Annotated in this window: 23 protein-coding genes; 17 read left to right on the forward strand and 6 right to left on the reverse strand. The window is 61.0% G+C overall.

The window, feature by feature from the left end:
- Window positions 1–159: 159 nt before the first annotated feature.
- The 4 genes from ACR3YK_RS08285 to ACR3YK_RS08300 all read right to left on the reverse strand — a co-directional run bounded on the left by ACR3YK_RS08285 (window position 160) and on the right by ACR3YK_RS08300 (window position 5,293).
- The gene (locus ACR3YK_RS08285) at window positions 160–1,239 is read right to left on the reverse strand and encodes a phosphate ABC transporter substrate-binding protein PstS (RefSeq protein ID WP_486174423.1); all 1,080 of its coding nucleotides are present in this window, start codon (window positions 1,237–1,239) and stop codon (window positions 160–162) included.
- A 103-nt stretch (window positions 1,240–1,342) separates the two neighbouring features.
- Entirely contained in the window at window positions 1,343–2,281 is a 939-nt protein-coding gene (locus tag ACR3YK_RS08290; protein ID WP_486174424.1) for an NUDIX hydrolase, read from the reverse strand.
- The gene (locus ACR3YK_RS08295) at window positions 2,278–4,458 is read right to left on the reverse strand and encodes an RNA degradosome polyphosphate kinase (protein ID WP_486174425.1); all 2,181 of its coding nucleotides are present in this window, start codon (window positions 4,456–4,458) and stop codon (window positions 2,278–2,280) included. The genes ACR3YK_RS08290 and ACR3YK_RS08295 overlap by 4 nt, the downstream gene beginning before the upstream one ends.
- Before the next feature lie 76 nt (window positions 4,459–4,534).
- Complete coding sequence (locus tag ACR3YK_RS08300; RefSeq protein WP_486174426.1) at window positions 4,535–5,293, reverse strand: winged helix-turn-helix transcriptional regulator; 759 nt, start codon at window positions 5,291–5,293, stop codon at window positions 4,535–4,537.
- A 93-nt stretch (window positions 5,294–5,386) separates the two neighbouring features.
- Here ACR3YK_RS08300 and ACR3YK_RS08305 point away from each other — a divergent pair, with 93 nt between their 5' ends.
- The 4 genes from ACR3YK_RS08305 (at window position 5,387) to ACR3YK_RS08320 (ending at window position 8,236) form a co-directional block, all read left to right on the forward strand.
- Entirely contained in the window at window positions 5,387–5,641 is a 255-nt protein-coding gene (locus ACR3YK_RS08305; RefSeq protein ID WP_486174427.1) for a hypothetical protein, read from the forward strand.
- Between the two features lie 153 nt (window positions 5,642–5,794).
- Entirely contained in the window at window positions 5,795–6,394 is a 600-nt protein-coding gene (locus tag ACR3YK_RS08310) for a nitrobindin family protein (protein ID WP_486174428.1), read from the forward strand.
- Complete coding sequence (gene ygfZ, locus ACR3YK_RS08315) at window positions 6,384–7,457, forward strand: CAF17-like 4Fe-4S cluster assembly/insertion protein YgfZ (RefSeq protein WP_486174429.1); 1,074 nt, start codon at window positions 6,384–6,386, stop codon at window positions 7,455–7,457. The genes ACR3YK_RS08310 and ygfZ overlap by 11 nt, the downstream gene beginning before the upstream one ends.
- A gap of 35 nt (window positions 7,458–7,492) precedes the next feature.
- On the forward strand, window positions 7,493–8,236 hold the full coding sequence (locus ACR3YK_RS08320; RefSeq protein WP_486174430.1) for a phosphoglyceromutase: 744 nt from the start codon (window positions 7,493–7,495) through the stop codon (window positions 8,234–8,236).
- Between the two features lie 81 nt (window positions 8,237–8,317).
- Here ACR3YK_RS08320 and phoU read toward each other — a convergent pair whose 3' ends face one another.
- Complete coding sequence (gene phoU, locus ACR3YK_RS08325) at window positions 8,318–8,971, reverse strand: phosphate signaling complex protein PhoU (RefSeq protein ID WP_486174431.1); 654 nt, start codon at window positions 8,969–8,971, stop codon at window positions 8,318–8,320.
- A gap of 167 nt (window positions 8,972–9,138) precedes the next feature.
- Here phoU and ACR3YK_RS08330 point away from each other — a divergent pair, with 167 nt between their 5' ends.
- Both ACR3YK_RS08330 and ACR3YK_RS08335 read left to right on the forward strand, forming a co-directional pair.
- Window positions 9,139–10,293, forward strand: coding sequence for a sensor histidine kinase (locus tag ACR3YK_RS08330; protein ID WP_486174432.1), 1,155 nt, complete (start codon window positions 9,139–9,141; stop codon window positions 10,291–10,293).
- The gene (locus ACR3YK_RS08335; protein WP_486174433.1) at window positions 10,290–10,970 is read left to right on the forward strand and encodes a response regulator; all 681 of its coding nucleotides are present in this window, start codon (window positions 10,290–10,292) and stop codon (window positions 10,968–10,970) included. The genes ACR3YK_RS08330 and ACR3YK_RS08335 overlap by 4 nt, the downstream gene beginning before the upstream one ends.
- Before the next feature lie 71 nt (window positions 10,971–11,041).
- On the opposite strand, the gene ACR3YK_RS08340 is transcribed toward ACR3YK_RS08335, so the two are convergent.
- Complete coding sequence (locus tag ACR3YK_RS08340; protein WP_486174434.1) at window positions 11,042–11,551, reverse strand: hypothetical protein; 510 nt, start codon at window positions 11,549–11,551, stop codon at window positions 11,042–11,044.
- A gap of 102 nt (window positions 11,552–11,653) precedes the next feature.
- Here ACR3YK_RS08340 and ACR3YK_RS08345 point away from each other — a divergent pair, with 102 nt between their 5' ends.
- From ACR3YK_RS08345 to ACR3YK_RS08395, 11 genes are all read left to right on the forward strand, one after another.
- Window positions 11,654–12,136 (forward strand): CarD family transcriptional regulator, encoded by a 483-nt coding sequence (locus ACR3YK_RS08345; protein WP_486174435.1) that lies wholly within the window; start codon window positions 11,654–11,656, stop codon window positions 12,134–12,136.
- A 110-nt stretch (window positions 12,137–12,246) separates the two neighbouring features.
- Entirely contained in the window at window positions 12,247–13,452 is a 1,206-nt protein-coding gene (gene ispD, locus ACR3YK_RS08350; RefSeq protein WP_486174436.1) for a 2-C-methyl-D-erythritol 4-phosphate cytidylyltransferase, read from the forward strand.
- Window positions 13,453–13,809: 357 nt separating this feature from the next.
- Window positions 13,810–14,517, forward strand: a complete 708-nt coding sequence (gene srlA / locus ACR3YK_RS08355) for a PTS glucitol/sorbitol transporter subunit IIC (protein ID WP_100388341.1) — start codon at window positions 13,810–13,812, stop codon at window positions 14,515–14,517.
- A gap of 2 nt (window positions 14,518–14,519) precedes the next feature.
- Window positions 14,520–15,575 carry a PTS glucitol/sorbitol transporter subunit IIB gene (srlE, locus tag ACR3YK_RS08360; RefSeq protein WP_486174437.1) on the forward strand — a complete coding sequence of 352 codons (1,056 nt, stop codon included), beginning with the start codon at window positions 14,520–14,522 and terminating at the stop codon, window positions 15,573–15,575.
- Between the two features lie 54 nt (window positions 15,576–15,629).
- Complete coding sequence (locus ACR3YK_RS08365) at window positions 15,630–16,004, forward strand: PTS glucitol/sorbitol transporter subunit IIA (RefSeq protein ID WP_486174438.1); 375 nt, start codon at window positions 15,630–15,632, stop codon at window positions 16,002–16,004.
- Between the two features lies 1 nt (window position 16,005).
- Window positions 16,006–16,407, forward strand: coding sequence for a transcriptional regulator GutM (locus tag ACR3YK_RS08370; RefSeq protein WP_486174439.1), 402 nt, complete (start codon window positions 16,006–16,008; stop codon window positions 16,405–16,407).
- Window positions 16,408–16,534: 127 nt separating this feature from the next.
- Complete coding sequence (locus ACR3YK_RS08375; RefSeq protein WP_486174440.1) at window positions 16,535–17,860, forward strand: NAD(P)H-dependent oxidoreductase; 1,326 nt, start codon at window positions 16,535–16,537, stop codon at window positions 17,858–17,860.
- Window positions 17,861–17,874: 14 nt separating this feature from the next.
- The gene (locus ACR3YK_RS08380) at window positions 17,875–18,849 is read left to right on the forward strand and encodes a thiamine pyrophosphate-dependent dehydrogenase E1 component subunit alpha (RefSeq protein WP_486174441.1); all 975 of its coding nucleotides are present in this window, start codon (window positions 17,875–17,877) and stop codon (window positions 18,847–18,849) included.
- Window positions 18,850–18,854: 5 nt separating this feature from the next.
- Window positions 18,855–19,889: an alpha-ketoacid dehydrogenase subunit beta gene (locus tag ACR3YK_RS08385; RefSeq protein ID WP_486174442.1), complete on the forward strand. Its 1,035-nt coding sequence runs from the start codon at window positions 18,855–18,857 to the stop codon at window positions 19,887–19,889.
- A 1-nt stretch (window position 19,890) separates the two neighbouring features.
- On the forward strand, window positions 19,891–21,165 hold the full coding sequence (locus ACR3YK_RS08390; RefSeq protein WP_486174443.1) for a dihydrolipoamide acetyltransferase family protein: 1,275 nt from the start codon (window positions 19,891–19,893) through the stop codon (window positions 21,163–21,165).
- 79 nt (window positions 21,166–21,244) lie between these two features.
- Entirely contained in the window at window positions 21,245–21,502 is a 258-nt protein-coding gene (locus ACR3YK_RS08395; RefSeq protein ID WP_486174444.1) for an HPr family phosphocarrier protein, read from the forward strand.
- Window positions 21,503–21,660 lie beyond the last annotated feature (158 nt).

Below are 21,660 nucleotides of genomic sequence, written 5' to 3' on the forward strand. Positions count from 1 at the left end.
GTTTTCCCTTCGGGATGTTGATTTCAGGTTTCAGGCCGGTGCGACCCAAATAGAAAACCTAGGCAGCGCAGGTAGCCACCTTTACCCGGTTAGGTGAACGGGAGGTAAACGACCCGTCAACACCGCGAAGAGCTCTCCCGGGATTCCGAGGGAGAAGAGCTACTTGATTGCGCTCACGGCGGCGAGAGCTTTCTCGTAGAGTGCGTCAGAAATCGGTGCCGAACCGGCAGAAGCAGCCGCGGCCTGTTGCCCCTCAGGGCTAATCACGTAGTCGAGATAGCCGCGGATGACGTCCACGCGTTCTTTGTCGACATACTCGTTGCACGCGATGAGGTAGCTAATCAACACGACCGGGTACACGCCATCCGCCGTCGAGGCGCGGTCGATTTCTACCGCGAAGTCAGTCGCTCCACGGCCTTCGCCGAAGGGTGAGACGTCGACAATCGCTGCCGCGGCTTGCGGGGAGTATGGAACGTATTCGTCGCCAACTTTCACGGCAACGGTTCCGAGGTCACCAGCGCGCGAAGCATCGGCGTAACCGATGGTGCCTGTTCCGTTCGTGACGGAATCGACGACGCCGGACGTTTGGGGGGCAGCCTCCCCGCCGTAGTCGAGAGGCCATTTTTCGATTGAACCGACAGTCCACACCGTCGGGGCTGCTGCTGCGAGATAGTCGGTGAAGTTGGCGGTGGTTCCGGAGTCATCCGCACGGTGGACGGCAGTGATGTTGAGACTAGGAAGATCGACGGAGGGATTCTGGTCGACGATGGCCGCGTCATCCCACTGATCAATCTCGCCGGTGAAGATGCCGGCGATCGTGTCGGCGTCGAGGTTGAGCGAGGTGATGCCATCGAGGTTGAAGATGATCGCGATCGGTGAAATATAGGCAGGAATCTCGAGGATGCCGGTGTCGGGAACGCACGAGACGAAGTCGGCTTCAGCGATTTCCTCGACCTTGTAGGCGCGGTCCGAGGCGGCAAACGCGGCACCGCCACCGATGAAGGTGTCGCGCCCTCCGCCCGACCCGATGGGGTCGTATTCGACCGTCGCGGCCACGTTCGCGAGCTGGAAGCCGCGAACCCACGCCTCTTGAGCGGCCTGCTGCGAGGACGCTCCGGCACCGATAATCGTGCCGGAGGGGCCCGAGACGTCACCGACGGGAGCAGGAACGCATCCCGTGAGAGCGAGTGCGCTTGCCATCGCGAGTGCGGTGGCGGTGCCGAGGCGGGTGAACTTCACAGGGATCCCTTCGAGAAACTGACGTGCACGTCATTCTCTCGCGAATTCGGCAGGATTTCACCGCCCGGCAACCTTCGCCGGTCTCAGCGCTCCGGATCCGGCATCAGGATTGGTGCGTTTCCACCGCCACGAGGCGCACTTTCTTGGTGTCGCGCGCAAAATGCAGCACCGAAAAATCTCCCGTGCTGAGCATTGCCGCGGCTCGCAAATTGGCATCCGGTGTGGTGTGCGAAGCTTCGGCGAGAGCGCCCACAATCTGCGGGAGTACGGGACCGTGGCTGCACATCACGATTGACTGCTGCTTCTTGAGGCGCTTGGTGACGAGAGCGGTCACGGCGGCACCGTTGCTGCGGTACGCGTCTTGGCTCAGGTCATCGGTTGCTTTGATCTCAAGCTCGGTGCGTTGCGACAGCGGCGTGATCGTAGCGAGGCAGCGGGCAGCGGTGCTGCTCAGGATGCGGTCGGGGGCGAACGCGGCGATGCTGCCGGCGATCGTGGCGGCCTGGTCTGTTCCGCGATGCATGAGCGGTCGCGTGGCATCCGGCCCGTCCCAGGTCTCCCCGGGAACTGCTTTACCGTGACGCACGGCAATCATTGCGAAGGTTCGAGCGTTGCCGGCCTCGTAGATGGCGGCGAAGCGATCGAGAATGTCGACGTCGTGCTCGTAGCTCACCTTTTTGCGCGCTTTAGAGAGCGAGAGCCATTCCAGTGACGAAATCTCCTCGTTGGGCGTGAACTTGGCACGTTCGAGCGCATGGTCATTCACTTCGGCAGCCCAGTAGTGCACAAACTTCTCGCGACCATTGCCGAGCGTGTAGTGAACCTTGCCGAGTGGAACTCCGAGTTCGACGCTCAGGCCGGTCTCTTCGAAAATCTCGCGTACGGCAGTCTCGGGCAGCATTTCACCGGGATCGAGTTTGCCTTTGGGCAGCGAGACGTCTTTGTGCACGGTGCGGTGCACCAGCAGCACGCGCGGCTTGCCATCGACTACACGCCAGCAGACGATGCCTGCGGCAAGGACCGGTGTGGTCGCCGCGGTCACCGGCGAGCTCCGCCTCGTTTGCGCTGCGTAATTCTCTTCATAAGAACATTCTGTAGGTCTTCAAGCGGTTCGCCGTCCTCTGAACGGCCGTGGCGTACCCAATCGCCTTCAGAATCGAGCCACCACGAGGCGGTGGTGTCGGCAACAGCGCGGTCGAACATGTACTCGAGTTCCTCGATGTGTTCGGGTTCCACGATGCGCACGAGGGCCTCGACGCGGCGGTCGAGATTGCGGTGCATCATGTCGGAGCTGCCGATGAAAACCTGAGGGTCGCCGTTGTTGTGGAACGAGAAAACGCGCGAGTGCTCGAGGTAGCGACCGAGCACCGAACGCACCCGAATGTTCTCGCTGAGCCCCGGAACTCCGGCGCGCAAAGAGCAAATTCCGCGCACCACGATGTCGATCGGAACACCCGCATTGTTGGCGCGGTAGAGAGCGTCGATGATCGCTTCATCCACCATGGAATTCAGCTTGATCCGGATGCCCGAGGGCAGGCCAGCGCGAGCGTTCTTGGCTTCGTTCGCAATCTGCTTTACGAGGCCCTTGCGCAAATGACGCGGAGCCACGAGAAGTCGCTTGAACTTTTTCTCGATGGCATAGCCAGAAAGTTCATTAAAGAGTCGGGTGAGGTCTTTTCCGACCTGGTCGTCGGCCGTCAGCAGCCCGAGGTCTTCATACAGGCGGCTGGTCTTGGGGTTATAGTTTCCCGTGCCGATGTGCGCGTAGTGGCGCAGCTTGCCCTCTTCTTGGCGCACCACGAGCGCGAGCTTGCAGTGCGTCTTGAGCCCGACGAGGCCATAGACCACGTGCACGCCGGCCTTTTCGAGCTTGCGCGCCCACGAGATGTTTGCGGTTTCATCGAAGCGTGCCTTGATTTCCACGAGCGCGAGCACGGCTTTACCGGCCTCGGCAGCGTCAATCAGAGCCTCAACAATGGGGCTGTCACCGCTCGTGCGGTACAGAGTCTGCTTGATCGCCAACACATCCGGGTCGGCGGCAGCCTGCTCCAAGAACGCCTGAACGCTCGTCGAGAACGACTCATAGGGGTGGTGCAGCAGGATATCTTTGCGAGCGATCGCCCGGAAGATATCCGCCCGCTCGTTGCCTTCGGTGGGCATGAGGCTCGGGCTCGTGATGGGTACGTGGCGCGGGTACTTGAGCGCCGGGCGATCGATGCGGGTGAGCTGAAAGAGTCCGCCGAGGTTAAGCGGGGCGGGCAAGCGGTATACCTCTTGCTCGGTGATCTTGAGTTCGCGTACGAGGAGGCCGAGCGTCACGTCATCCATGTCGTCGGTGATCTCGAGACGAATGGGCGGCCCAAACCGGCGGTTCAAGATCTGCTTCTCAAGCGACTTAATCAGGTTTTCGGACTCGTCTTCGTCGACGTTCACATCTTCGTTGCGAGTAACACGGAACTCGTGGTGCGCCAGAATCTCCATGCCGGGGAAGAGCGCATCGAGGTGGTTGGAGATCAGATCTTCGAGCGGGATGTAGCGCAGTTGATCGCTGCCGTCATCCGGCAATTGAATGAACCGCGGCAAGACGCTCGGCACCTTCAGGCGCGCGAACTCTTCCTTCTGTGTCTTCGGGTTGCGCACCCGAATCGACAGGTTGAGCGAGAGCCCCGAAATGTACGGGAACGGATGCGCGGGGTCGACCGCCAGTGGCATGAGCACGGGAAAAATCTGGCTCGAGAAGATCTCGTCAACGCGCTCGCGGTCTTCGGGGCCGAGGTCAGACCACGACTCAATGTGGATGCCTTCAGCATCGAGCGCGGGCTTGACGCTGTTGCGGAACTCGGCTGCGTGGCGCTCTTGCAGCGCGTGAGCCGCAGCGCTCAATTCTTCGAGCACTTCGGCGGGAGGGCGCCCCGTGTTTGTCGGTACGGCGAGCCCAGTGTCGATGCGGCGCTTGAGGCCAGCAACGCGCACCATAAAAAACTCGTCGAGGTTGCTGGCAAAAATGGCCAAGAAATTGGCGCGTTCCAGCAGCGGGAGCGACTCATCCTCGGCAAGTTCGAGCACTCGCTGATTAAACGCAAGCCAACTCAGTTCGCGGTCAAGATAGCGGTCGTAAATTAACGTGCCGTCATCAACGCTCGATGACTCATCGATGTCGTACTCATCGAGAGAATCGGTAGCGGAGCTGGGGTCGGCTATCGCACTGTCGTTGTCCATCTGATCATCCTGCCACTGGGTGATGAACAACTGATTAACTCGCCCCGCAATGGGGAGAAAACTGACGGCGCTTGGTCTAGACCGCGACGCTCTCTGGAAGAGAGTCCGCACCAGCATCGACCGCGCCCACAGCATCCGGGGCGGGAGTAACGGCTTCACGCTTGGGCGCTTTCTCGGCTTCCTCCGCAACGTTGAAGCAGTAGCCCACGTTACGTACGGTGCCGATGAGCGATTCGAGGTCGCCGAGCTTGGCCCGCAAACGTCGAACGTGAACGTCGACGGTGCGGGTGCCTCCGAAGTAGTCGTAGCCCCACACTTCGCTCAGTAGCTGTTCGCGCGTGAACACGTGCCCGGGGTGCGATGCCAAGAAGCGCAGCAACTCGAACTCTTTGAAGGTGAGGTCGAGCGAACGGTCTCGAGCCTTCGCTGAATAGCTTGCTTCGTCGATCACGATTCCGGATGCGCGAATCTTCGATGCCGAACTCTCACCTTCGCGGCGCGCCAGGGCCAAGCGGATGCGGGCATCCACTTCGGCGGGGCCCGCGCCAGCAACGAGGAGGTCGTCGATGTGCCACTGGTGATTGACGGCAGCGAGCCCGCCGTCGGTGACGATCACGAAGAGCGGAACCGAAATGCCGCCGGAATGAAGAACGCCGCACAGCCCTTTGGCTGCGGCAAGATTGGTGGTCGCGTCGACGACGATGAGGTCGGTAGTTGGCGCGGCAACGAGGGTTGCGGGCGCGGCGACGACTACCTCCACCGTGTGACTGAGCAAACCCAGGGCGGGTAATGGATCAGCGTCGGGCGCAGAGCTAAGCATCAAGATGTGTGCCATATGGCCTCCCCACTGCGTAAAAGTGATTCTACCGTGCGACGCCGCGCGCTCGTGACGGCCCCCGAATCGTGCTCTTCTCGCTACGATGGGGCAATGACTTGGCAAAAGTGGAGCGTCGTGCCCGTGTGGGCCTTGAGCCTCGTGGGCGCGGTCATTATCGGCGCGGTAGCTGCGCCCGAGTCACGGGTCACGTGGTTGGCGATTGTCCTCGCGGCCTGCGTCATCTTTACGTTCGTTGTTCAACTGCTCATTCATCGCAAAGAGGGCTTCGTAGCGCGCGCAACCGCCAGCATGGTTGGCGCCCTGGTAGTTGTGGCTGCGGCCACAGCGATTTTCGCTTTCATTTAGTGCTGCTGGGCCGCACAGGGATAGGATTAGTACATGCTTCTCGCACTTGAGCTCTTCTTTGTTGGCCTTTTGGGTCTCGCGACGCTGTCGATCGGCTACGTCTCGGTCGTCGTCGTCTACAACCTCTTTCGCGGCCAGCGCTAACCGCGCGCCATGGTTATTGAGCTCGACGCTTCCGGCCCTGCTGAATTAGCGCCACTCTCGTGGCTCGTTGGCCTCTGGGAGGGCACGGGCATCGTCGACTACAAGATCGGCGACGAAACGCGCAGTGTCGAGTTCGGCCAGCGCATTAGCTTCACCCACGACGGGCTTCCGCACCTCAACTACAACTCGTACACGTGGTTGCTCGACGACGAGCAAACTCCTCATGTGACCGAGACCGGCTATTGGCGCCTTCGCCGTGCCGCCACAGAAGGCGACCCGGGCCCCGGGTTATTGCCGGCGCTGGGGGAGCGCCCCTTCGGTTCCGCCGAAGAAGTGGAGAAACTGCGCACTTCGAACGGTGGCTTCGAGATCGAAGCGTCCATCGTGCATCCGGGTGGCATCAACGAGTTTTACATCGGTGAAGTGACGGGGCCCCGCATCGACCTCGCGACCGACGCCGTCATGCGCACGCAAGGTGCTAAGGAGTACACCGCGGCGACGCGCATGTACGGCCTCGTCGAGAACCACTTGCTCTGGGCGTGGGATATCGCCGCGCTGGGTCAAGATTTGCGCACACACGCATCGGGACGGCTCGCTCGTGTCGAATAGTTTGTTTGCTGCACGCCCCGGTGCGATCGGTGATCCGCCCGAGCACTATGGCAACCCCTTTGGGGAACAGCGCGCGCTCACCGAGGGGCGTTCGGTGGTGGAGCTTGCCGACCGTGCCGTTCTTACCATCACTGGTCCCGACCGGCTGACCTGGCTCGACTCGCTCACCACGCAGTCCCTCATGGGGCTGACTCCCGGCGAGAGCGCCGAAACGCTGTTGCTCAACCCCAATGGCCGCGTCGAGCACGCCATGCGGCTTGTTGACGATGGCGAGTCCCTCTGGTTGCTCATCGACGGAACCCAGCGCGAACCACTTGCGGCCTGGCTCAACCGCATGAAGTTCATGCTGCGCGTAGAGATCGCCGACCGCAGCGATGACTTTGTGACGATCGGCAGCTTTGGCGAAGCGCTCGAGGTTCCCGCCGCCACGTCTCAGAACGTGCCGCTCGTCTGGGTCGATCCGTGGTCGTCCGTTGTGCGCGGCGGCCATCAGTACGCCGCTTCAGCGACGCACCCCGCCGCTACGTGGAATTACCGCGAAACCCTCGTCGCCGTCGATGCCGATCTGTCGGCCTTCGACGCTGCCGGCTCGCTCGCGTTCGACGCCCTGCGCATCGCTGCGTGGCGTCCCCGCTTCAGCTCCGAAGTCGATGACCGCACGATTCCGCACGAACTCGACTGGATGCGCTCCGCCGTGCACCTCAACAAGGGCTGCTACCGCGGGCAAGAGACCGTAGCGAAAGTGCACAATCTCGGGCATCCGCCGCGTCGCCTCGTGATGCTGCACCTCGATGGCTCCGAGGGCGCACTGCCCGAGGTCGGTGCCGAAGTTCGTCTCGGTGAAAAAACCGTCGGCACCGTCACTGCTTCCGCGCGCCACTTCGAACTTGGCCCGATTGCACTGGCCGTCATCAAACGGGGAGTGGATGCCGCAGAAACGTTGGCCGTCACCTCCGACATCGGTGAGATTGCCGCCGCGCAAGAAGTCATTGTTCCCACCGACGCCGGAGCCGAAGCAAACGTGCCCCGCTTGCCCCGCCTCGGAGCCGTTACTCGCGGCTAGCAGCGGCATCCCATCAATCTCGGTACTCTTGAGTTATGACTCACACCCTGATTTTGTTGCGCCACGGCAACTCCGAATGGAACCAAAAGAATCTCTTCACCGGATGGGTGGATGTCGGGCTCACCGAGCAAGGTCGCGGCGAGGCCGCCCGCGCCGGTGAACTGATCGCTGCTTTCGATAAGCAGCCCGACGTTCTCTACACGTCACTGCTCAAGCGTGCGATCCACACCGCCAACATCGCCCTTCAGGTCGCTGACCTCGATTGGCTGCCGGTCAAGCGCTCGTGGCGCCTCAACGAGCGCCACTACGGTGCTCTTCAGGGCAAAGATAAGGCGCAGACTCTCGAAGAGTTTGGCGAAGAGAAGTTTATGACCTGGCGCCGCAGCTTCGATGTGCCGCCGCCCGAGCTCGCGGACGACGCTGAGTACAGCCAAGTGCACGAACGTCGCTATGTTGGTATCGACGGCGAGGTGCCCCGCACCGAGAGCCTCAAGATCGTTATCGATCGCATGCTGCCTTACTGGGAGTCAGACATCACCAAGGATCTTGCCACAGGCAAGACCGTGCTCGTCACCGCTCACGGTAACTCGCTGCGCGCGCTCGTGAAGCACCTCGACGGCATTTCGGATGACGACATCGCGAGCCTCAACATTCCCACGGGTATCCCGTTGGTATACGAGCTCGACGATAACTTCATGCCGGTCAAGCCTGCGTACTACCTCGACCCCGAAGCTGCCGCTGCCGGCGCTGCTGCGGTCGCCTCGCAGGGTAAGAAGTAGCCTTCAGCCGCACGCACCTCTAGCGCACAAAGCCCCGACGAGTTCGAAGCTCGTCGGGGCTTTGTTACGCGTTAACGACTGTTAGTCGTCGGCGGGAATCCAATCGCCGGTGGCCAGGTACTGAACCTTCTTGGCGATCGAGACCGCATGGTCGGCGAAACGCTCGTGGTAGCGCGACGCAAGAGTGGCATCCACTGTGTCGACCGCAGCGCCCTTCCAGGTCTCGCCGAGCACCTTATCGAACACGCTGAGGTGCAGCGCGTCGATCTTGTCGTCGTCGTTGCGAATCTCTTCGGCAACGCGCACGTCTTCATGCTTGAGCAGTTCCACAAGCTTGTTGGCAACTGCGACATCGAGTGCTCCGAGTTCTGCGAACGTTGCTCGCAGCGACTTGGGCACCACCTTGTCGGGGAAGCGGTAACGAGCGAGTTGAGCGATGTGCTCGGCCATGTCACCCATGCGCTCGAGCGATGCGCTGATGCGCAGGGCGCTCACGACGATCCTCAAGTCGCGGGCGACTGGTTGTTGACGAGCGAGGATGTTGATCGCAAGCTCATCGAGTTCGGCCGCCGCTGCATCGATCTCATCATCGTCCGCGATCACTGTCTCGGCGAGTGATACGTCTGATTCGTTAAATGCTTTTGTGGCGTTCTCTATCGAGACCGCCACCAGGCTGGCAATTTCCACGAGGCGGTCTTGCACCTCGCGCAGTTCTTGTTGAAATACTTCGCGCACGCTATCTACGTCCCTTCGATACGGGCATGACGAAGCCCGCACGGCTTAGGCCACCCTGCCTGCGTTAGGTTAACAACAGGTGTTGGCGGCCTGAACTTTATCTGAAGTGAGCACTCGTCGCGAACTTGCGGCAAGCGGATGCTCCAGATGTAACTAATCTAGTCGTTATGGACTCTGCGTGGCTCGTGCCTGCCGCCCTCGCTTTTGGCGTATTTCTTGGCGGCGGTATGTCCTTCATCATTTACGCAGCCGCGAAACGGGGTCAGCGAGCGGCTCATGTAGTCTCTGCTGCCGTTCCGGATGGCGTCGATCAGGTCATTGATGCGCTGGAATCCGCGGGTATCGTCCTCGATCCTTCGAATAACATCATGAAAGCGTCGACGGGCGCCTTAACGTATGGCCTCGTCTGGAATCACGCGCTCGTGCATCCAGAACTTGTCGAGTTTGTTGATCAAGTGCGCCGAACTGGTGAACCAATAGCGCAAGAAGTGCACCTCTCACGCGGGCCTTTTGGTGACGCCAACATTTATCTCTTTGTTCGTGTTGCGCGCCTCGGCACGCGATATGTTTTGCTGTTGGCCGAAGACCGCACCGAGTCCTACCGTCTTGAGGAAGTGCGTCGAGACTTCGTTGCCAACATCAGTCACGAACTCAAGACCCCCATTGGGGCGGTCGGACTACTCGCCGAGGCACTCGTGAGCGCCTCTGATGAACCCGACCAAGTGAAGCGGTTCGCGAAGCGCCTCACTAAAGAGTCGCACCGGCTTGCACGCATCACGCAAGAGATTATTGAGCTGTCGCGGTTGCAATCCGCCGACGGCCTTGCGGAGGCAGAGCTGGTCGATATCGACAATGTGGTTTCGGTTGCGATTGATCAGAATCGTGCTGTCGCTGAATTCAACAAGGTCGTTCTCGCGAGCGGCGGCCCCACGGGGTTCGAAGCCTTTGGCGACGAGACCTTGCTTGTTCTGGCTCTCGACAACCTCATCTCGAACGCTGTGCAGTACTCGCCTGAGAATACGCGGGTGGGTATCGGGGTTCGACATCGCGACGGAGCCATCGAGATTTCGGTCACTGACCAGGGCGTCGGAATCCCCGAGGACGAACTAGACCGCGTCTTTGAACGTTTCTACCGCAGCGATCCTGCTCGAAGCCGTCACACTGGTGGCAGCGGGCTTGGCCTCAGTATCGCAAAGCACGTTGTACAAAATCACGGGGGAGATATTCGTGTGTGGTCGCAGCTGGGCCACGGCTCGACCTTCACGATTCGACTGCCCGAGATCGACCCCGAAGTAACTAACTCAACTGGAGACAAACAATGACCCGCATTCTGATCGTCGAAGACGAAGCGTCGTTGAGTGAGCCTCTCGCATTCTTGCTGGAGCGCGAAGGCTACGAAGCGACTATCGCCGAAGACGGCCTCGCGGGGCTCGCTGAGTTCGACCGCAACGGTGCCGATCTCATCTTGCTCGACCTTATGCTTCCCGGACTAGCCGGCACAGAAGTCTGCCGTGAGATCCGCACGCGCTCTAATGTGCCCATCATCATGCTCACCGCCAAAGACAGCGAAGTGGACATCGTGGTGGGGCTTGAGCTGGGAGCCGACGACTATGTCACGAAGCCATATTCCACTCGGGAGCTCTTGGCACGCATTCGCGCCGTGCTGCGTCGCCGCGCGGAGGACGTAGAAGAGACGGATTCCGTACTGGAAGCGGGTGGAGTGCGGATGGATGTCGAACGCCACACTGTCTCGGTCGACGGAGTCGACGTAACCATGCCGCTGAAGGAATTTGAATTGCTCGAACTGCTGTTGCGCAATGGCGGCAGAGTGCTTACGCGCGGTCAACTCATCGATCGTGTGTGGGGTGCCGACTACTTTGGCGATACCAAGACACTCGATGTTCATATCAAGCGTATCCGCACGAAAATCGAGAAAACACCGTCGCAGCCCAAGCTTCTCGTGACGGTTCGTGGGCTCGGCTACCGCTTTGAGGACTAGGCGGCGAGGGCTCCGCTGGGGCCTCGCAAGCTCGCGTTAGCGTGAGCAGAGGCTATGCGCTGAAAGTGCTGCTATTGCCCGAGAGCACTCTCGGGCGCAAGGTCGGCGTAAATTGCATCGTCGCTCGACATGACTGGGACCAGTAGCTCTTCGCCACTGTCGTTGCCGAACTGGAAGTAGATCGGGAACAACTGGCCCGCACGAACGTCGGCATCGCTGATCACGATCATGTCGCCGTCAACCTCAGTGCCGTAGCTCTTGACTTCGTTGGATGTCACGGGCTTCGAGATGTCTACGCGCTCGCCATCGGCCGACTCGTACTGCAAGCGAAGGCTGCCGCTTGAGGCGGTGGTGTTAATGATTGTGACCATCAGGCTGACAGCGGACTCGTCTTCGTTGCTGATGGCGAGAACGTTGCGCACCTTAACGTCACCAACCTCGGCGCCGATGCCGTCGCTGGGATCGTAGTGGTTCAACGTCGCGGTAGGCGTAATGAACGAACAACCGGCGGTGCCCACGAGGAGGGCTCCGGCGATCAGGGCGGAGGCTGTGGCGCGTGTCGCGCGAGTGCGTACTGTCACAGCTCCATCCTAATAGATAGCCACACGGGGTGGTTTACTTAGGTAACCCTTACCATGGGTTTACTGTGATAAACTGGGTTTTCTTCGAGAGGACCACTATTCATGTTGTTTGAGGTCGGCGAGACTGTCGTTTATCCCCACCACGGTGCTGCAACCATCACCGAGGTTAAGAAGCGCACCATCAAGGGCGAAGAGAAAATTTATCTCAAGCTCAATGTTACTCAGGGTGATCTCACCATCGAAGTCCCCGCAGAGAACGTCGATCTCGTGGGTGTTCGCGACGTTATCGGTCGCGAGGGGCTCGACGCGGTGTTCGACGTGCTTCGCGCGCCGTTCACTGAAGAGCCCACCAACTGGTCGCGCCGCTACAAGGCCAATTTGGAGAAGCTTGCTTCCGGCGACGTCATCAAAGTTTCTGAGGTCGTGCGTGATCTCTGGCGTCGCGATCAAGATCGCGGCCTCTCCGCCGGTGAAAAGCGCATGCTCGCCAAGGCACGTCAGATTCTCATCTCTGAGTTGGCGCTCGCAGAGAAGACTGATGAAGACAAGGCTTCGCTCGTTCTCGATGAGGTTCTTGCGTCTTAGGCCGCAACGCTGACTGTGTATTCACAGGCGAGCATGGGTAGGCTAGTTCGCTACGTCTTTTTGGCGGAGGAGTATTTCCTCGCCCATCGATTTGGAGATACCCGCCTCATATGACCCAACAGATTTCCCCGCGCGTCGCCGTGATTCTTCTCGGTGCCGGAAACGGCACTCGTCTTGGGCGCAACGAACCAAAAGCATTTGTGCACCTCGCGGGCCGCCCCACGCTGAGTCGTGCTCTTGAATCGGTTTTCGGAATGGTGGAGCCGACTCAGGTCATCGTGACCGTCCCCAAGTCGTACGGCCCTATTGCCAAGCAGCTCGCACGCTCCGTACCTGGTGGTCGTGACCGCGAGGCCGTGATTATTGTGGGGGGATCAACCCGCCAAGAGTCGGTTGCGCAAGCGTTGAAGCATCTGGAGCCCAGCATTGACGTGGTGCTTGTCCATGACGCAGCTCGCCCGCTCACGCCCAGTCTGGTGTTTGACTCCGTCGCGGCGGAAGTGCGCGCCTCGGGCGCCGGTGTAGTTCCTGGGCTCCCCGTTGCCGATACGATCAAACGCACGGATGACGCGAGTCGAATCGTCGAGACGGTCGACCGTTCGGTGCTTATGGCGGTGCAAACTCCGCAGGGATTTCCGCGCGAACAACTCGTCTCTGCCCATGAGGCGGCACGCGAGGAACACACCGATGACTCGGCGCTCGTCGCAGCTGCGGGCTTTCCGGTTTCTATCATCGCGGGTGACCCGATGGCCTTCAAGATCACCACCGCGTGGGAGCTGCGCCGCGCCGAGCAGCTCTTCACCGAGTCGGCGGCGACGAGCATCCGCGTGGGCACGGGCACAGACGTGCACGCCTACGACGAGACCAAGGAACTCTGGCTCGCTGGTCTTCACTGGCCAGACGAAATTGGTCTTCGCGGTCACAGCGATGGAGATGTGGTCGCTCACGCCATTTGTGATGCGATGCTGTCGGCGGCGAAGTTGGGCGACCTTGGCAGTGTGTTTGGTACAAGCGACCCCAAGTTCGAAGATGCTCATGGCGATATCTTTTTGCGCGAAACGTTATTCCTCATCCGGGATGCGGGTTTCGAAGTGGGAAACGTCTCCGTTCAGTTGATCGGTAATCACCCGATGGTCTCCCGCCGTAGAGTCGAGGCCGAGGAGTTCCTGAGCGGGATTCTTGGTGCCTCCGTCAGTATTGCGGGTACGACCTCCGATGCACTTGGCTTTACGGGCCGCGGGGAGGGAATGGCTGCGATTGCCACCGCGCTCGTGCACGCCCGCACCGTTGCCGAAGCAGTGCATAACCGGGAATAGCTTGCGTCATGCGTCTCTCGCGCGCATGACATCACTTGTCTCGTTTCGCTGCTTTCGCGGCGGAGTTCCTCTCTCTCACGCTGCCGGTCGCCGCTCGCTGGGGTGCCGGATGTGGAGTTCACGGGCGTTACGGCTGTGATTCTCGTTGAGCGCCGCTGAACGTGAGCCGTAATTTCTTTCCTTGTCACCTTGGTTGATTGCGTGCGAGCCTGATATACCTGTTACTACACGACTGTGAGTCCAATACTCACAAATGTGCAAATGTAGTACCAGGGTCGATGGGGACACGCACCTCACGTCACGCCAGCGGCCCTGACAGGCGCCGACAACGAAGTTGCGGCTGGAGAAAGGTGTGAGATGCAATCTGTTCTGGACACGATAATTTGGGCGGCTGATTCGCCGCCTGTGCCGGCCAGCGACAACCCGATCATTCAGGCCCTCACGTGGGGTGCTACGCACTTCATTGGCCTGTTCAATGCATCGGGTGAAGCTCTCGTTGGTCTCGCAACCGGCATTCTGCCGACGCTGATTGTGCTGCTTACCTTCATGTACGCGATCACCACCTGGGTGGGCGAAGCACGCATGACTCGCGCAGTGCAGTGGTCAGCTCGTTGGGCCATCACTCGCTACACCCTCATGCCCATCATTGCGGTCATCGTCTTGACCAACCCGATGGCGTACTCCTTCGGCATCTATCTACCCGAACGACAGAAGCCGGCGTTCTACGACTCTGCAGTGTCATTTGTGCACCCTGTTACCGCTTTCTTCCCGCACGCTAACGCTGGCGAGATTTTCGTCTGGGCTGGTGTCTCGGCTGGAGTGCTCTCCATCGCTCCCGAAAAGTACCCGCTGCTCGCGCTGCTGTACTTCGGTACCGGCATCGTCGTGATCTTCATTCGTGGAATCGTCACCGAGTGGATCACCAAGCTGCTCATCCGTCGTCAGGGTCTTACGGCCGTATTCGACGAATACGACCGCGAATTTGCCCGTGCAAGCGAGCGTTTCATCGAGGCAAAGTCGACCAAGAAAACCGGATCCTCGGTTTCCACTGAAGGGGCGGTGTGATCATGAGCGAGAACACCTACAGAAACGTATTCGTCAAGCCCGGTAACGGCGGTTGGGGCAAGGGCCTCCTGCTCGAGCCGAGCGCAGAAAAGAACGTGGTTCTCTCGGTAACCGGTGGTGGAATCCACCCGGTCGCAGCGCGGATCGCCGAGCTCACCGGAGCGGAAGCTGTCGACGGCTTCACCAACAGCATTCCCGAAGAGCGCGTTGTCGCCGTCGTAATCAACTGTGGTGGAACCGCCCGCATCGGCGTTTACCCCAAGAAGCGCATGATGACCGTTGACGTCTTCCCCGGAGAGCCCTCGGGGCCCCTCGCGAAGTACATCACCGAGGACGTATTTGTCTCGGCCGTCGGAACCGACAACGTTGAACTCGCCGACGGTGAAGCTGCCTTCGCGACTCACGCGGATGAAGCTGCAGCGGCATCCAGTGCGGCGATCGGCAGCGAGGCTCCCCAGGGCGCCTTCGGAACGAGCAGCGTTCAGCACTTCAGCGCTGAGACGACAACGGGCGGCGGCTTCATCGGCTTCTTCTCGAACACGGCGACGCGCTTTGGTTCGGTCATCGGAAACATCATCAACACGCTGCTCTCGTCCGGTCGACAGACCGTTCAGCTCGTGCTGCAGACGATCCTGCCGTTCATGGCCTATGTGAGCCTCTTGATCGGTTTCGTCACCTACTCGGGACTCTCGGATCTCATTGCGCAGGCCGTGACTCCCTTGGCCTCGAACCCGATCGGACTGATCCTGCTTGGCGTGATCACGGGACTACCATTCCTGTCGCCCATTCTGGGACCAGGCGCGGCGATCGCTCAGGTCGTCGGTGTACTCATGGGTACACAGATCGCCGCTGGAGCACTGCCGGTGCAGTACGCACTGCCGACGCTCTTCGCCATCAACGGTCAGGTCGGTTGTGACTTCGTTCCCGTGGGTCTTGCCCTGGGAGAAGCTAAGCCAGAGACGGTCGCAGTGGGCGTGCCTGCCGTGCTGTTCTCTCGCCTGATCACATCGCCACTGGCAGTCTTGATCGCGTGGGGCGCAAGCTTCGCGCTGATCTAAGCACTACCGCCAGTACAACCACCACACGCAACAGCAGAGAAAAGCGAGACAGCAATGACTACCTACTACCGCAGCGAGGTCACGTCCATCGGAACGGACGCCACCGAAATGTTCGACGGAGGAGTGGTGATCTTCTTCGGAGAACCCTGCCCCGCCGAGCTGGCTGAGGTAAGTGTCGTCCACGCTGTCACGCACCACCACCCGCAGCGCGACCCCCAGCCGGGAGACGTGCTGCGGGTGGGGGACTCTGAAGTCACCATTACGGAGGTTGGCGAGATCGCGGCCAACAACCTCCGCACGCTCGGCCACTTTGTGGTCTACAGCGACCCAGAAGACAGCCAAAAGATTCTCCCCGGCGCCATCCACGCGAAGGGCACGCTCTCGTTGCCCGAGGCTGGCGTCACCATCGAGCTCATCGAAGGTAGTTGACATGGACACCGGTTTCGCACTCCTGCTGATCGCAGCGCTCGTCCTGAGCGTTGTATTTAGCCTCCTTCAACAGCGCACGTACTCGCGTGCCACCAAACGTCTCGGATCGAGCTACCTTGGCGCAAAGGACCACTTCCTGGTCTCCGGTCGCGGTAAGCACTTTCTCCGTGGCGCCATCGTTCTCTTGGTTGTTGATGCCTCAACAACACGCATCGTGGCTGCTGAAGCCATGGTTGGCAGCACAGTTCTCGCGCGGTTCAAGCCGCGCCCCGAACTGATCGGCGACCTCGACACCGCCACGCTTCGCACTAAAGAAAAGATGATGACGGCAGCCGTGGATTACGCCACTAAGCAGTACTGGGTGACGTATAAGCGCAACGTCGCAGCGGCAGCCCGCAAGTAGCGACATCACTCGTTCGGGTGTTTCGGCATCCGACATTGCATCGTCGTTCCCGGCGGGGCATACTAAATACACATACTTGATTAACAAACGCACATAAGTGCACCAACGTGGTTTCAAAGGGGTAGTCATGGGTTACACAAACAAACTGCTTGCGCGTCAGCGTGAGGTCGGTCGTCCCGTTCGCATCGGTCTCGTCGGCGCAGGTCAGATGGGCTCCGGCTTTATCGCCCAGATTGCCCGCCAGAAGGGCGTGGACATCACCGCCGTCGCGGACATCGCTATCGACCGTGCCGTAGGTGCTCTCGCTAACGCCGGCATCACCGACGTTGACCAGTCAGCAGACCTCGAGACGCTCGCCGCCACGATCGAAAACGGCGGCCACGTGGTCGTCAACGACGCTCTTGCTCTTCCGAAGCTCCCCATCGACATGGTCATTGAGTGCTCGGGTGTTCCCGAGATCGCCGCTAAGGTCGCCCTCGCGTCGCTGCTTGGCGGCAAAGATGTCGCCCTCATGACCGTGGAAGCTGACGTTACGGTCGGTCTCCTCCTGGCTCGTATCGCCGCTCAGACCGGCAGCATCTACACGGTCTGCCGTGGCGATGAGCCCGTTGAGTGCCTCAAGCTCGTCGAGTACGTCGAGGACATCGGCCTTGACGTAGTTCTCGCCGGTAAGGGCAAGAACAACCCTCTCAACGAGACGGCTACCCCCAGCAGCCTCGAAGACGAAGCGAAGACCAAGGGGATGAACCCGCGGATGCTGTGCAGCTTCGTCGACGGAACCAAGACCATGATTGAGATGGCTGCCCTCGCTAACGCGGCAGACCTCGAGCTCACGAAGCGCTCGATGCACGGACCGGCCGCAACGGTGCCGACGCTACAGGACATCTTCAAGCCTAGCGAAGACGGCGGAATCCTCGACCGCAGCGGTGTTGTCGACTACGCCACTGGCCCGGTTGCTCCCGGTGTCTTCGTTGTTGCTAAGGCGACCGACCCCGTGGTGCACGAGGAGCTCAGCTACCTCAAGCTCGGTGACGGCCCTTACTTCGCGTTTTACCGTCCGTACCACCTCGCGAGTGTCGAGGCAGTGCTCTCGATCGGTGAGGTCATGATCGACCGCCAGCCGTCGCTTGCTCCGATCGCCTGGAACGCCGACGTTTCTGCCATGGCGAAGCGCGACCTCAAGGTCGGCGAGAAGATCGACGGCATCGGTGGCGAGCACGTCTACGGTGACGCTGTTCCGGCAGCCGAGGCCAAGGCCGGTCGCGAGCTGCCCATCGGTCTGGCATCGGCCGGCACGCTCATCCGCGATGTTGCTAAGGGAACTGCCGTCACGTACGACGACGTGCAGCTCGACGAAACCAAGACCATCGTGATCTTGCGCAAGCTGCAGGATGCCCTTCTGGCCGATGGCCAGTTACAGGTTCCCGCTCTCGCTTCGCTGCTCTCCGCCTAAGAAAGGTGACAACCATGAATACGCAGATCGTTGCGAACCGTGAACTCGCGGCAGCCAGCCTCGCCACCATGTGGAAAATCCGCCGCTTTGAAGAGGCAGTGGAAGACCTCTACGGCCGTGGACTAATGCACGGCACAATGCACCTCTCGATCGGTCAAGAGGCTGTACCGACCGGCGCGTGCCTCGCCCTCAACAAGGACGACTACATCACCTCGACCCACCGCGGCCACGGCCACTGCATCGCCAAGGGCGCCGACATGGAGCGCATGATGGCTGAGCTTCTCGCGAAAGAGACCGGCTACTGCCGCGGTCGCGGCGGTTCGATGCACATTGCGGATACCGCAACCGGAAACCTCGGCGCCAACGGCATCGTGGCTGGTGGCGTTCCGATCGCTACCGGCGCAGCGCTGTCGGCCAAGATGCGCGGTACCAAGCAGGTTGCTGTCAGCTTCCACGGTGACGGTGCGATGGGTGAGGGTGCCTGGCACGAGGGCGTCGTGCTCGCGGCCATGTGGCAGCTTCCCGTAGTGTTCCTGTGCGAAAACAACCTCTACGGCATGTCGATGTCGTCAGAGAAGGCCTTCAATCTCGACCAGCTTTCTGACCGCGCGAAGGGCTACGGCATCCCCGGAGTGACCGTTGACGGCAACGACGTTCAGGCGGTCTATGACGCCACGAAGGAAGCGGTTGACCGGGCTCGAGCCGGTGGGGGACCGACCTTCATTGAAGCCAAGACGTACCGCTGGCGCGGCCACTCCAAGTCGGACAAGAACCTGTACCGCACTCGCGACGAGATTGATGAGTGGCGCGGCAAGGACCCGATTCCGCTGTTTGAGGCGCAGGCTCTCGCCGCCGGTGGCCTCACGCAGGCTGACATCGATGCCGTTCGTGACAACGTACGCACCGAACTTCGCGGTGCTGTACAGCGCGCAAACGCAGCGCCAGACGCGACCGCTGACGACCTTCTTTCCGCCGTCTACGCAAGGTAACGACAATGACTATTGAGACGACCGCGGCACAGACCGCAGCGCCCGCGACGGGCGAAACCGTAACCATGACCTACTCCGAGGCTGTTCGCGACGCTCTGCGTGTTGCTATGGCCAAGGATCCCAACGTTTTCATCATGGGTGAAGACGTCGGAACGTACGGTGGCGCCTTCGGTGTCACCGGCGAGCTCATCAACGAGATCGGCCCCGACCGCGTTCGCGACACCACCATCAGCGAGCTCGGCATCATGGGCGCCGGTGTCGGTGCCGCGATGACGGGCATGCGCCCGATCGTCGAGATTCAGTTCTCTGACTTCACGGCTCAGGCTATGGACCAGATCGCTAACCAGGCAGCGAAGATTCACTTCATGCTCGGTGGCGCAGTGAACGTTCCGATGGTTATCCGCGCGCCGGGTGGTTCGGGAACGGGTGCTGCCGCGCAGCACTCCCAGAGCCTCGAAGCCTGGTTTGTTCACATTCCCGGACTCAAGGTTGTTATGCCAGCAACGGCGGATGACGCCAAGGGCCTGCTGCTCTCGGCCATCGACGACCCCAACCCCGTCATGGTCATCGAGCACAAGCTGCTCTACAAGACCTCGGGCGAGGTTCGCACGGGCGACATCCGCACACCGCTCGGCGTCGCTGCGGTTCCCCGCGAGGGCAAGGACCTCACGATCATCGCCACGGGTGTTGAAGTGAGCCGCGCGCTCGAAGCAGCTGAGATTCTTGCGGCCGACGGCATCGAAGCGACCGTGGTTGACCCGCGCACGCTCAAGCCGCTCGACAGCGACACCATCCTGCGCACCGTCAAGGCCACCGGCCGCGTTCTGCTCGTGCAGGAAGCGGTGCGCACCCTCGGCTTCATGTCTGAAGTGTCTGCCATCATCTCCGAGTCGGATGCCTTCGGCTACCTTCGCGCGCCGATCAAGCGTCTTGCTGGCCTCGACATCCCGATCCCGTACGCTCCCAAGCTCGAGCGTGCTTCGGTGCCGCAGGTCGAAGACATCGTAGCGGCGGCCACTGATCTCGTTCGGAAGTGGTGACATGTCTGAGCTGCCTCTGACAATGCCCAAGATGTCCATGACCATGGAAGAGGGCACCATGGTCGCGTGGCTCAAGCAGGAGGGTGACTCGGTTCGTTCTGGGGAGCCAATCTGTGAGGTCGCGACCGACAAGGTTGACATGGAAGTGGAGTCGCCCTTCGACGGCGTGCTCGCTCGGATCATCGCCCAGCCCGATGAGGTGTACGCGGTGGGCGACACCATCGCTTTCATCACGACAGAGGCCGATGACCTGCTCGGTGGACTTTTTGACGAGCCCGCCGCTGACGCTCCCGCTGCTGCTCCGGCCGCTGCGGAAGTAGCTCCGGCTGCCGTTCCTGCCCCCATCGAGACCGGGTGGATCCCCGCTGTTCCTGCCGCTCGCGGTGCCGCCGCCGAACACGGCGTTGACCTCTCGTCGGTCACGCCGACCGGGCCGGACAACACCGTTCGTTTGTCGGATGTTGAAGCAGCTGCTGCCGGAACCTCCGCGGCGTCTGCTGCTGCTCCGGTCGCGGCTCCCGCTGCACCGGCTGCGCCTGTTGCTCCAGCCGCGGTAGCGCCTGCTGCTCCTGCAGCTACTGCTCCCGCTGCCGCTGCACCGGCCAGAGCTGTCGACCCGGTGGAAGCTCGCCGTCTGCGCACCCGCAAGCAGGTTGCCAAGGTGATGACGGCATCCGCTCTCGTTCCGCAGTTCACCGCCTATGTTGACCTTGACCTGTCAGCGTTGGCTGCCGTGCGCAAAACCACGCTCGGTGGCGCAAGCTGGACCGCACTCTTTGTGCGGGCTCAAGCAATCGCTCTGGCCGAGAACGCTGCGCTCAATGGCACCTGGACTGATGAGGGAGTCGTTGCCAACGAGCACATCGGAATCGCCCTCGCGATCGATTCACCGTCGGGGCTGCTCGCGCCGGTACTGAAGAACTCGCACGAGGGAACGCTTGCTGAACTGGTTGCTGAGATCGCCGGTGTCGTAGACGAGACGCGCAAGGGCACGCTGCCTCCTGCACGCCTCGGTGGCGGAACAAGCGTATTCTCGAACCTGGGCGGATTCGGCGTGGAATCGTTCAACGCACTATTGACCCCACCGCAATCGACGGCTCTGTCGTCGGGCGCCGTCAAGCCGCGCATGCGCGTGTTCGACGACGAGACCTTCGGTGTGCGGTTGAGCTGCACGATCGGTCTCACCGTCGATCACCGTGTAGCGGATGGTGCTGATGCCGCACGCATGCTCGCGACCATCACGAACCTCGTCGCGAATCCGGAGCGTTTGCTCTAGAGTCGCAACCCGCCCGCGGGATACCCCAGCCGCGTCCGTCAAGGGGCGTAGTCCACCACGTCTGAAAAACAGGTACACAATGTCAGAACGCACAGCCACAATCGTTTCCCCCTCGGGTCTTCACGCTCGCCCCGCAGCACTCTTCACGCAGGCGGTTAGCAAGAGCGGCTTGGCGATCACCGTTGCTAAGGATGGCAAGGCTGTGAACGCCGCCAGCATCCTCGCCGTGATTTCGCTCGGTGTCGCTCAGGGTGAAACCGTCACGCTGGCTTCCGACGATGAGGGCGCTGACACGGTGCTCGACGAGCTCGCAGAATTGCTCGCTACCGTCGAATAGTAACCACCACAGAAGGCCCGCACCGATTGGTGCGGGCCTTCTGTGCGTTAACGGGTGGGGACACGGCGAGCGGCGTGAGGACAACGGCTCCGTGGCGAGCCCTGTGCGCTGTTTTGAGAGTCCAATGCGCCCGTCAATGGCCCTGTGACGCTCGAGAG

The sequence above is a fragment of the Salinibacterium sp. 10G20-15 genome, from assembly GCF_057365065.1.

Excerpts from the sequence above, each read along its gene's own strand:
- ACR3YK_RS08395 (WP_486174444.1), top strand. The coding sequence starts at position 21,245 with ATGTCAGAACGCACAGCCACAATCGTTTCCCCCTCGGGTCTTCACGCT.
- ACR3YK_RS08375 (WP_486174440.1), top strand. The coding sequence starts at position 16,535 with ATGGGTTACACAAACAAACTGCTTGCGCGTCAGCGTGAGGTCGGTCGT.
- ACR3YK_RS08385 (WP_486174442.1), top strand. The coding sequence starts at position 18,855 with ATGACTATTGAGACGACCGCGGCACAGACCGCAGCGCCCGCGACGGGC.
- ACR3YK_RS08295 (WP_486174425.1), bottom strand. The coding sequence starts at position 4,458 with ATGGACAACGACAGTGCGATAGCCGACCCCAGCTCCGCTACCGATTCT.
- ACR3YK_RS08310 (WP_486174428.1), top strand. The coding sequence starts at position 5,795 with ATGGTTATTGAGCTCGACGCTTCCGGCCCTGCTGAATTAGCGCCACTC.
- srlA (WP_100388341.1), top strand. The coding sequence starts at position 13,810 with ATGCAATCTGTTCTGGACACGATAATTTGGGCGGCTGATTCGCCGCCT.
- ACR3YK_RS08320 (WP_486174430.1), top strand. The coding sequence starts at position 7,493 with ATGACTCACACCCTGATTTTGTTGCGCCACGGCAACTCCGAATGGAAC.
- ACR3YK_RS08390 (WP_486174443.1), top strand. The coding sequence starts at position 19,891 with ATGTCTGAGCTGCCTCTGACAATGCCCAAGATGTCCATGACCATGGAA.
- ACR3YK_RS08345 (WP_486174435.1), top strand. The coding sequence starts at position 11,654 with ATGTTGTTTGAGGTCGGCGAGACTGTCGTTTATCCCCACCACGGTGCT.
- ACR3YK_RS08335 (WP_486174433.1), top strand. The coding sequence starts at position 10,290 with ATGACCCGCATTCTGATCGTCGAAGACGAAGCGTCGTTGAGTGAGCCT.
- ACR3YK_RS08365 (WP_486174438.1), top strand. The coding sequence starts at position 15,630 with ATGACTACCTACTACCGCAGCGAGGTCACGTCCATCGGAACGGACGCC.
- ispD (WP_486174436.1), top strand. The coding sequence starts at position 12,247 with ATGACCCAACAGATTTCCCCGCGCGTCGCCGTGATTCTTCTCGGTGCC.
- ACR3YK_RS08305 (WP_486174427.1), top strand. The coding sequence starts at position 5,387 with ATGACTTGGCAAAAGTGGAGCGTCGTGCCCGTGTGGGCCTTGAGCCTC.
- ACR3YK_RS08330 (WP_486174432.1), top strand. The coding sequence starts at position 9,139 with ATGGACTCTGCGTGGCTCGTGCCTGCCGCCCTCGCTTTTGGCGTATTT.
- ACR3YK_RS08370 (WP_486174439.1), top strand. The coding sequence starts at position 16,006 with ATGGACACCGGTTTCGCACTCCTGCTGATCGCAGCGCTCGTCCTGAGC.
- ACR3YK_RS08300 (WP_486174426.1), bottom strand. The coding sequence starts at position 5,293 with ATGGCACACATCTTGATGCTTAGCTCTGCGCCCGACGCTGATCCATTA.
- srlE (WP_486174437.1), top strand. The coding sequence starts at position 14,520 with ATGAGCGAGAACACCTACAGAAACGTATTCGTCAAGCCCGGTAACGGC.
- ACR3YK_RS08380 (WP_486174441.1), top strand. The coding sequence starts at position 17,875 with ATGAATACGCAGATCGTTGCGAACCGTGAACTCGCGGCAGCCAGCCTC.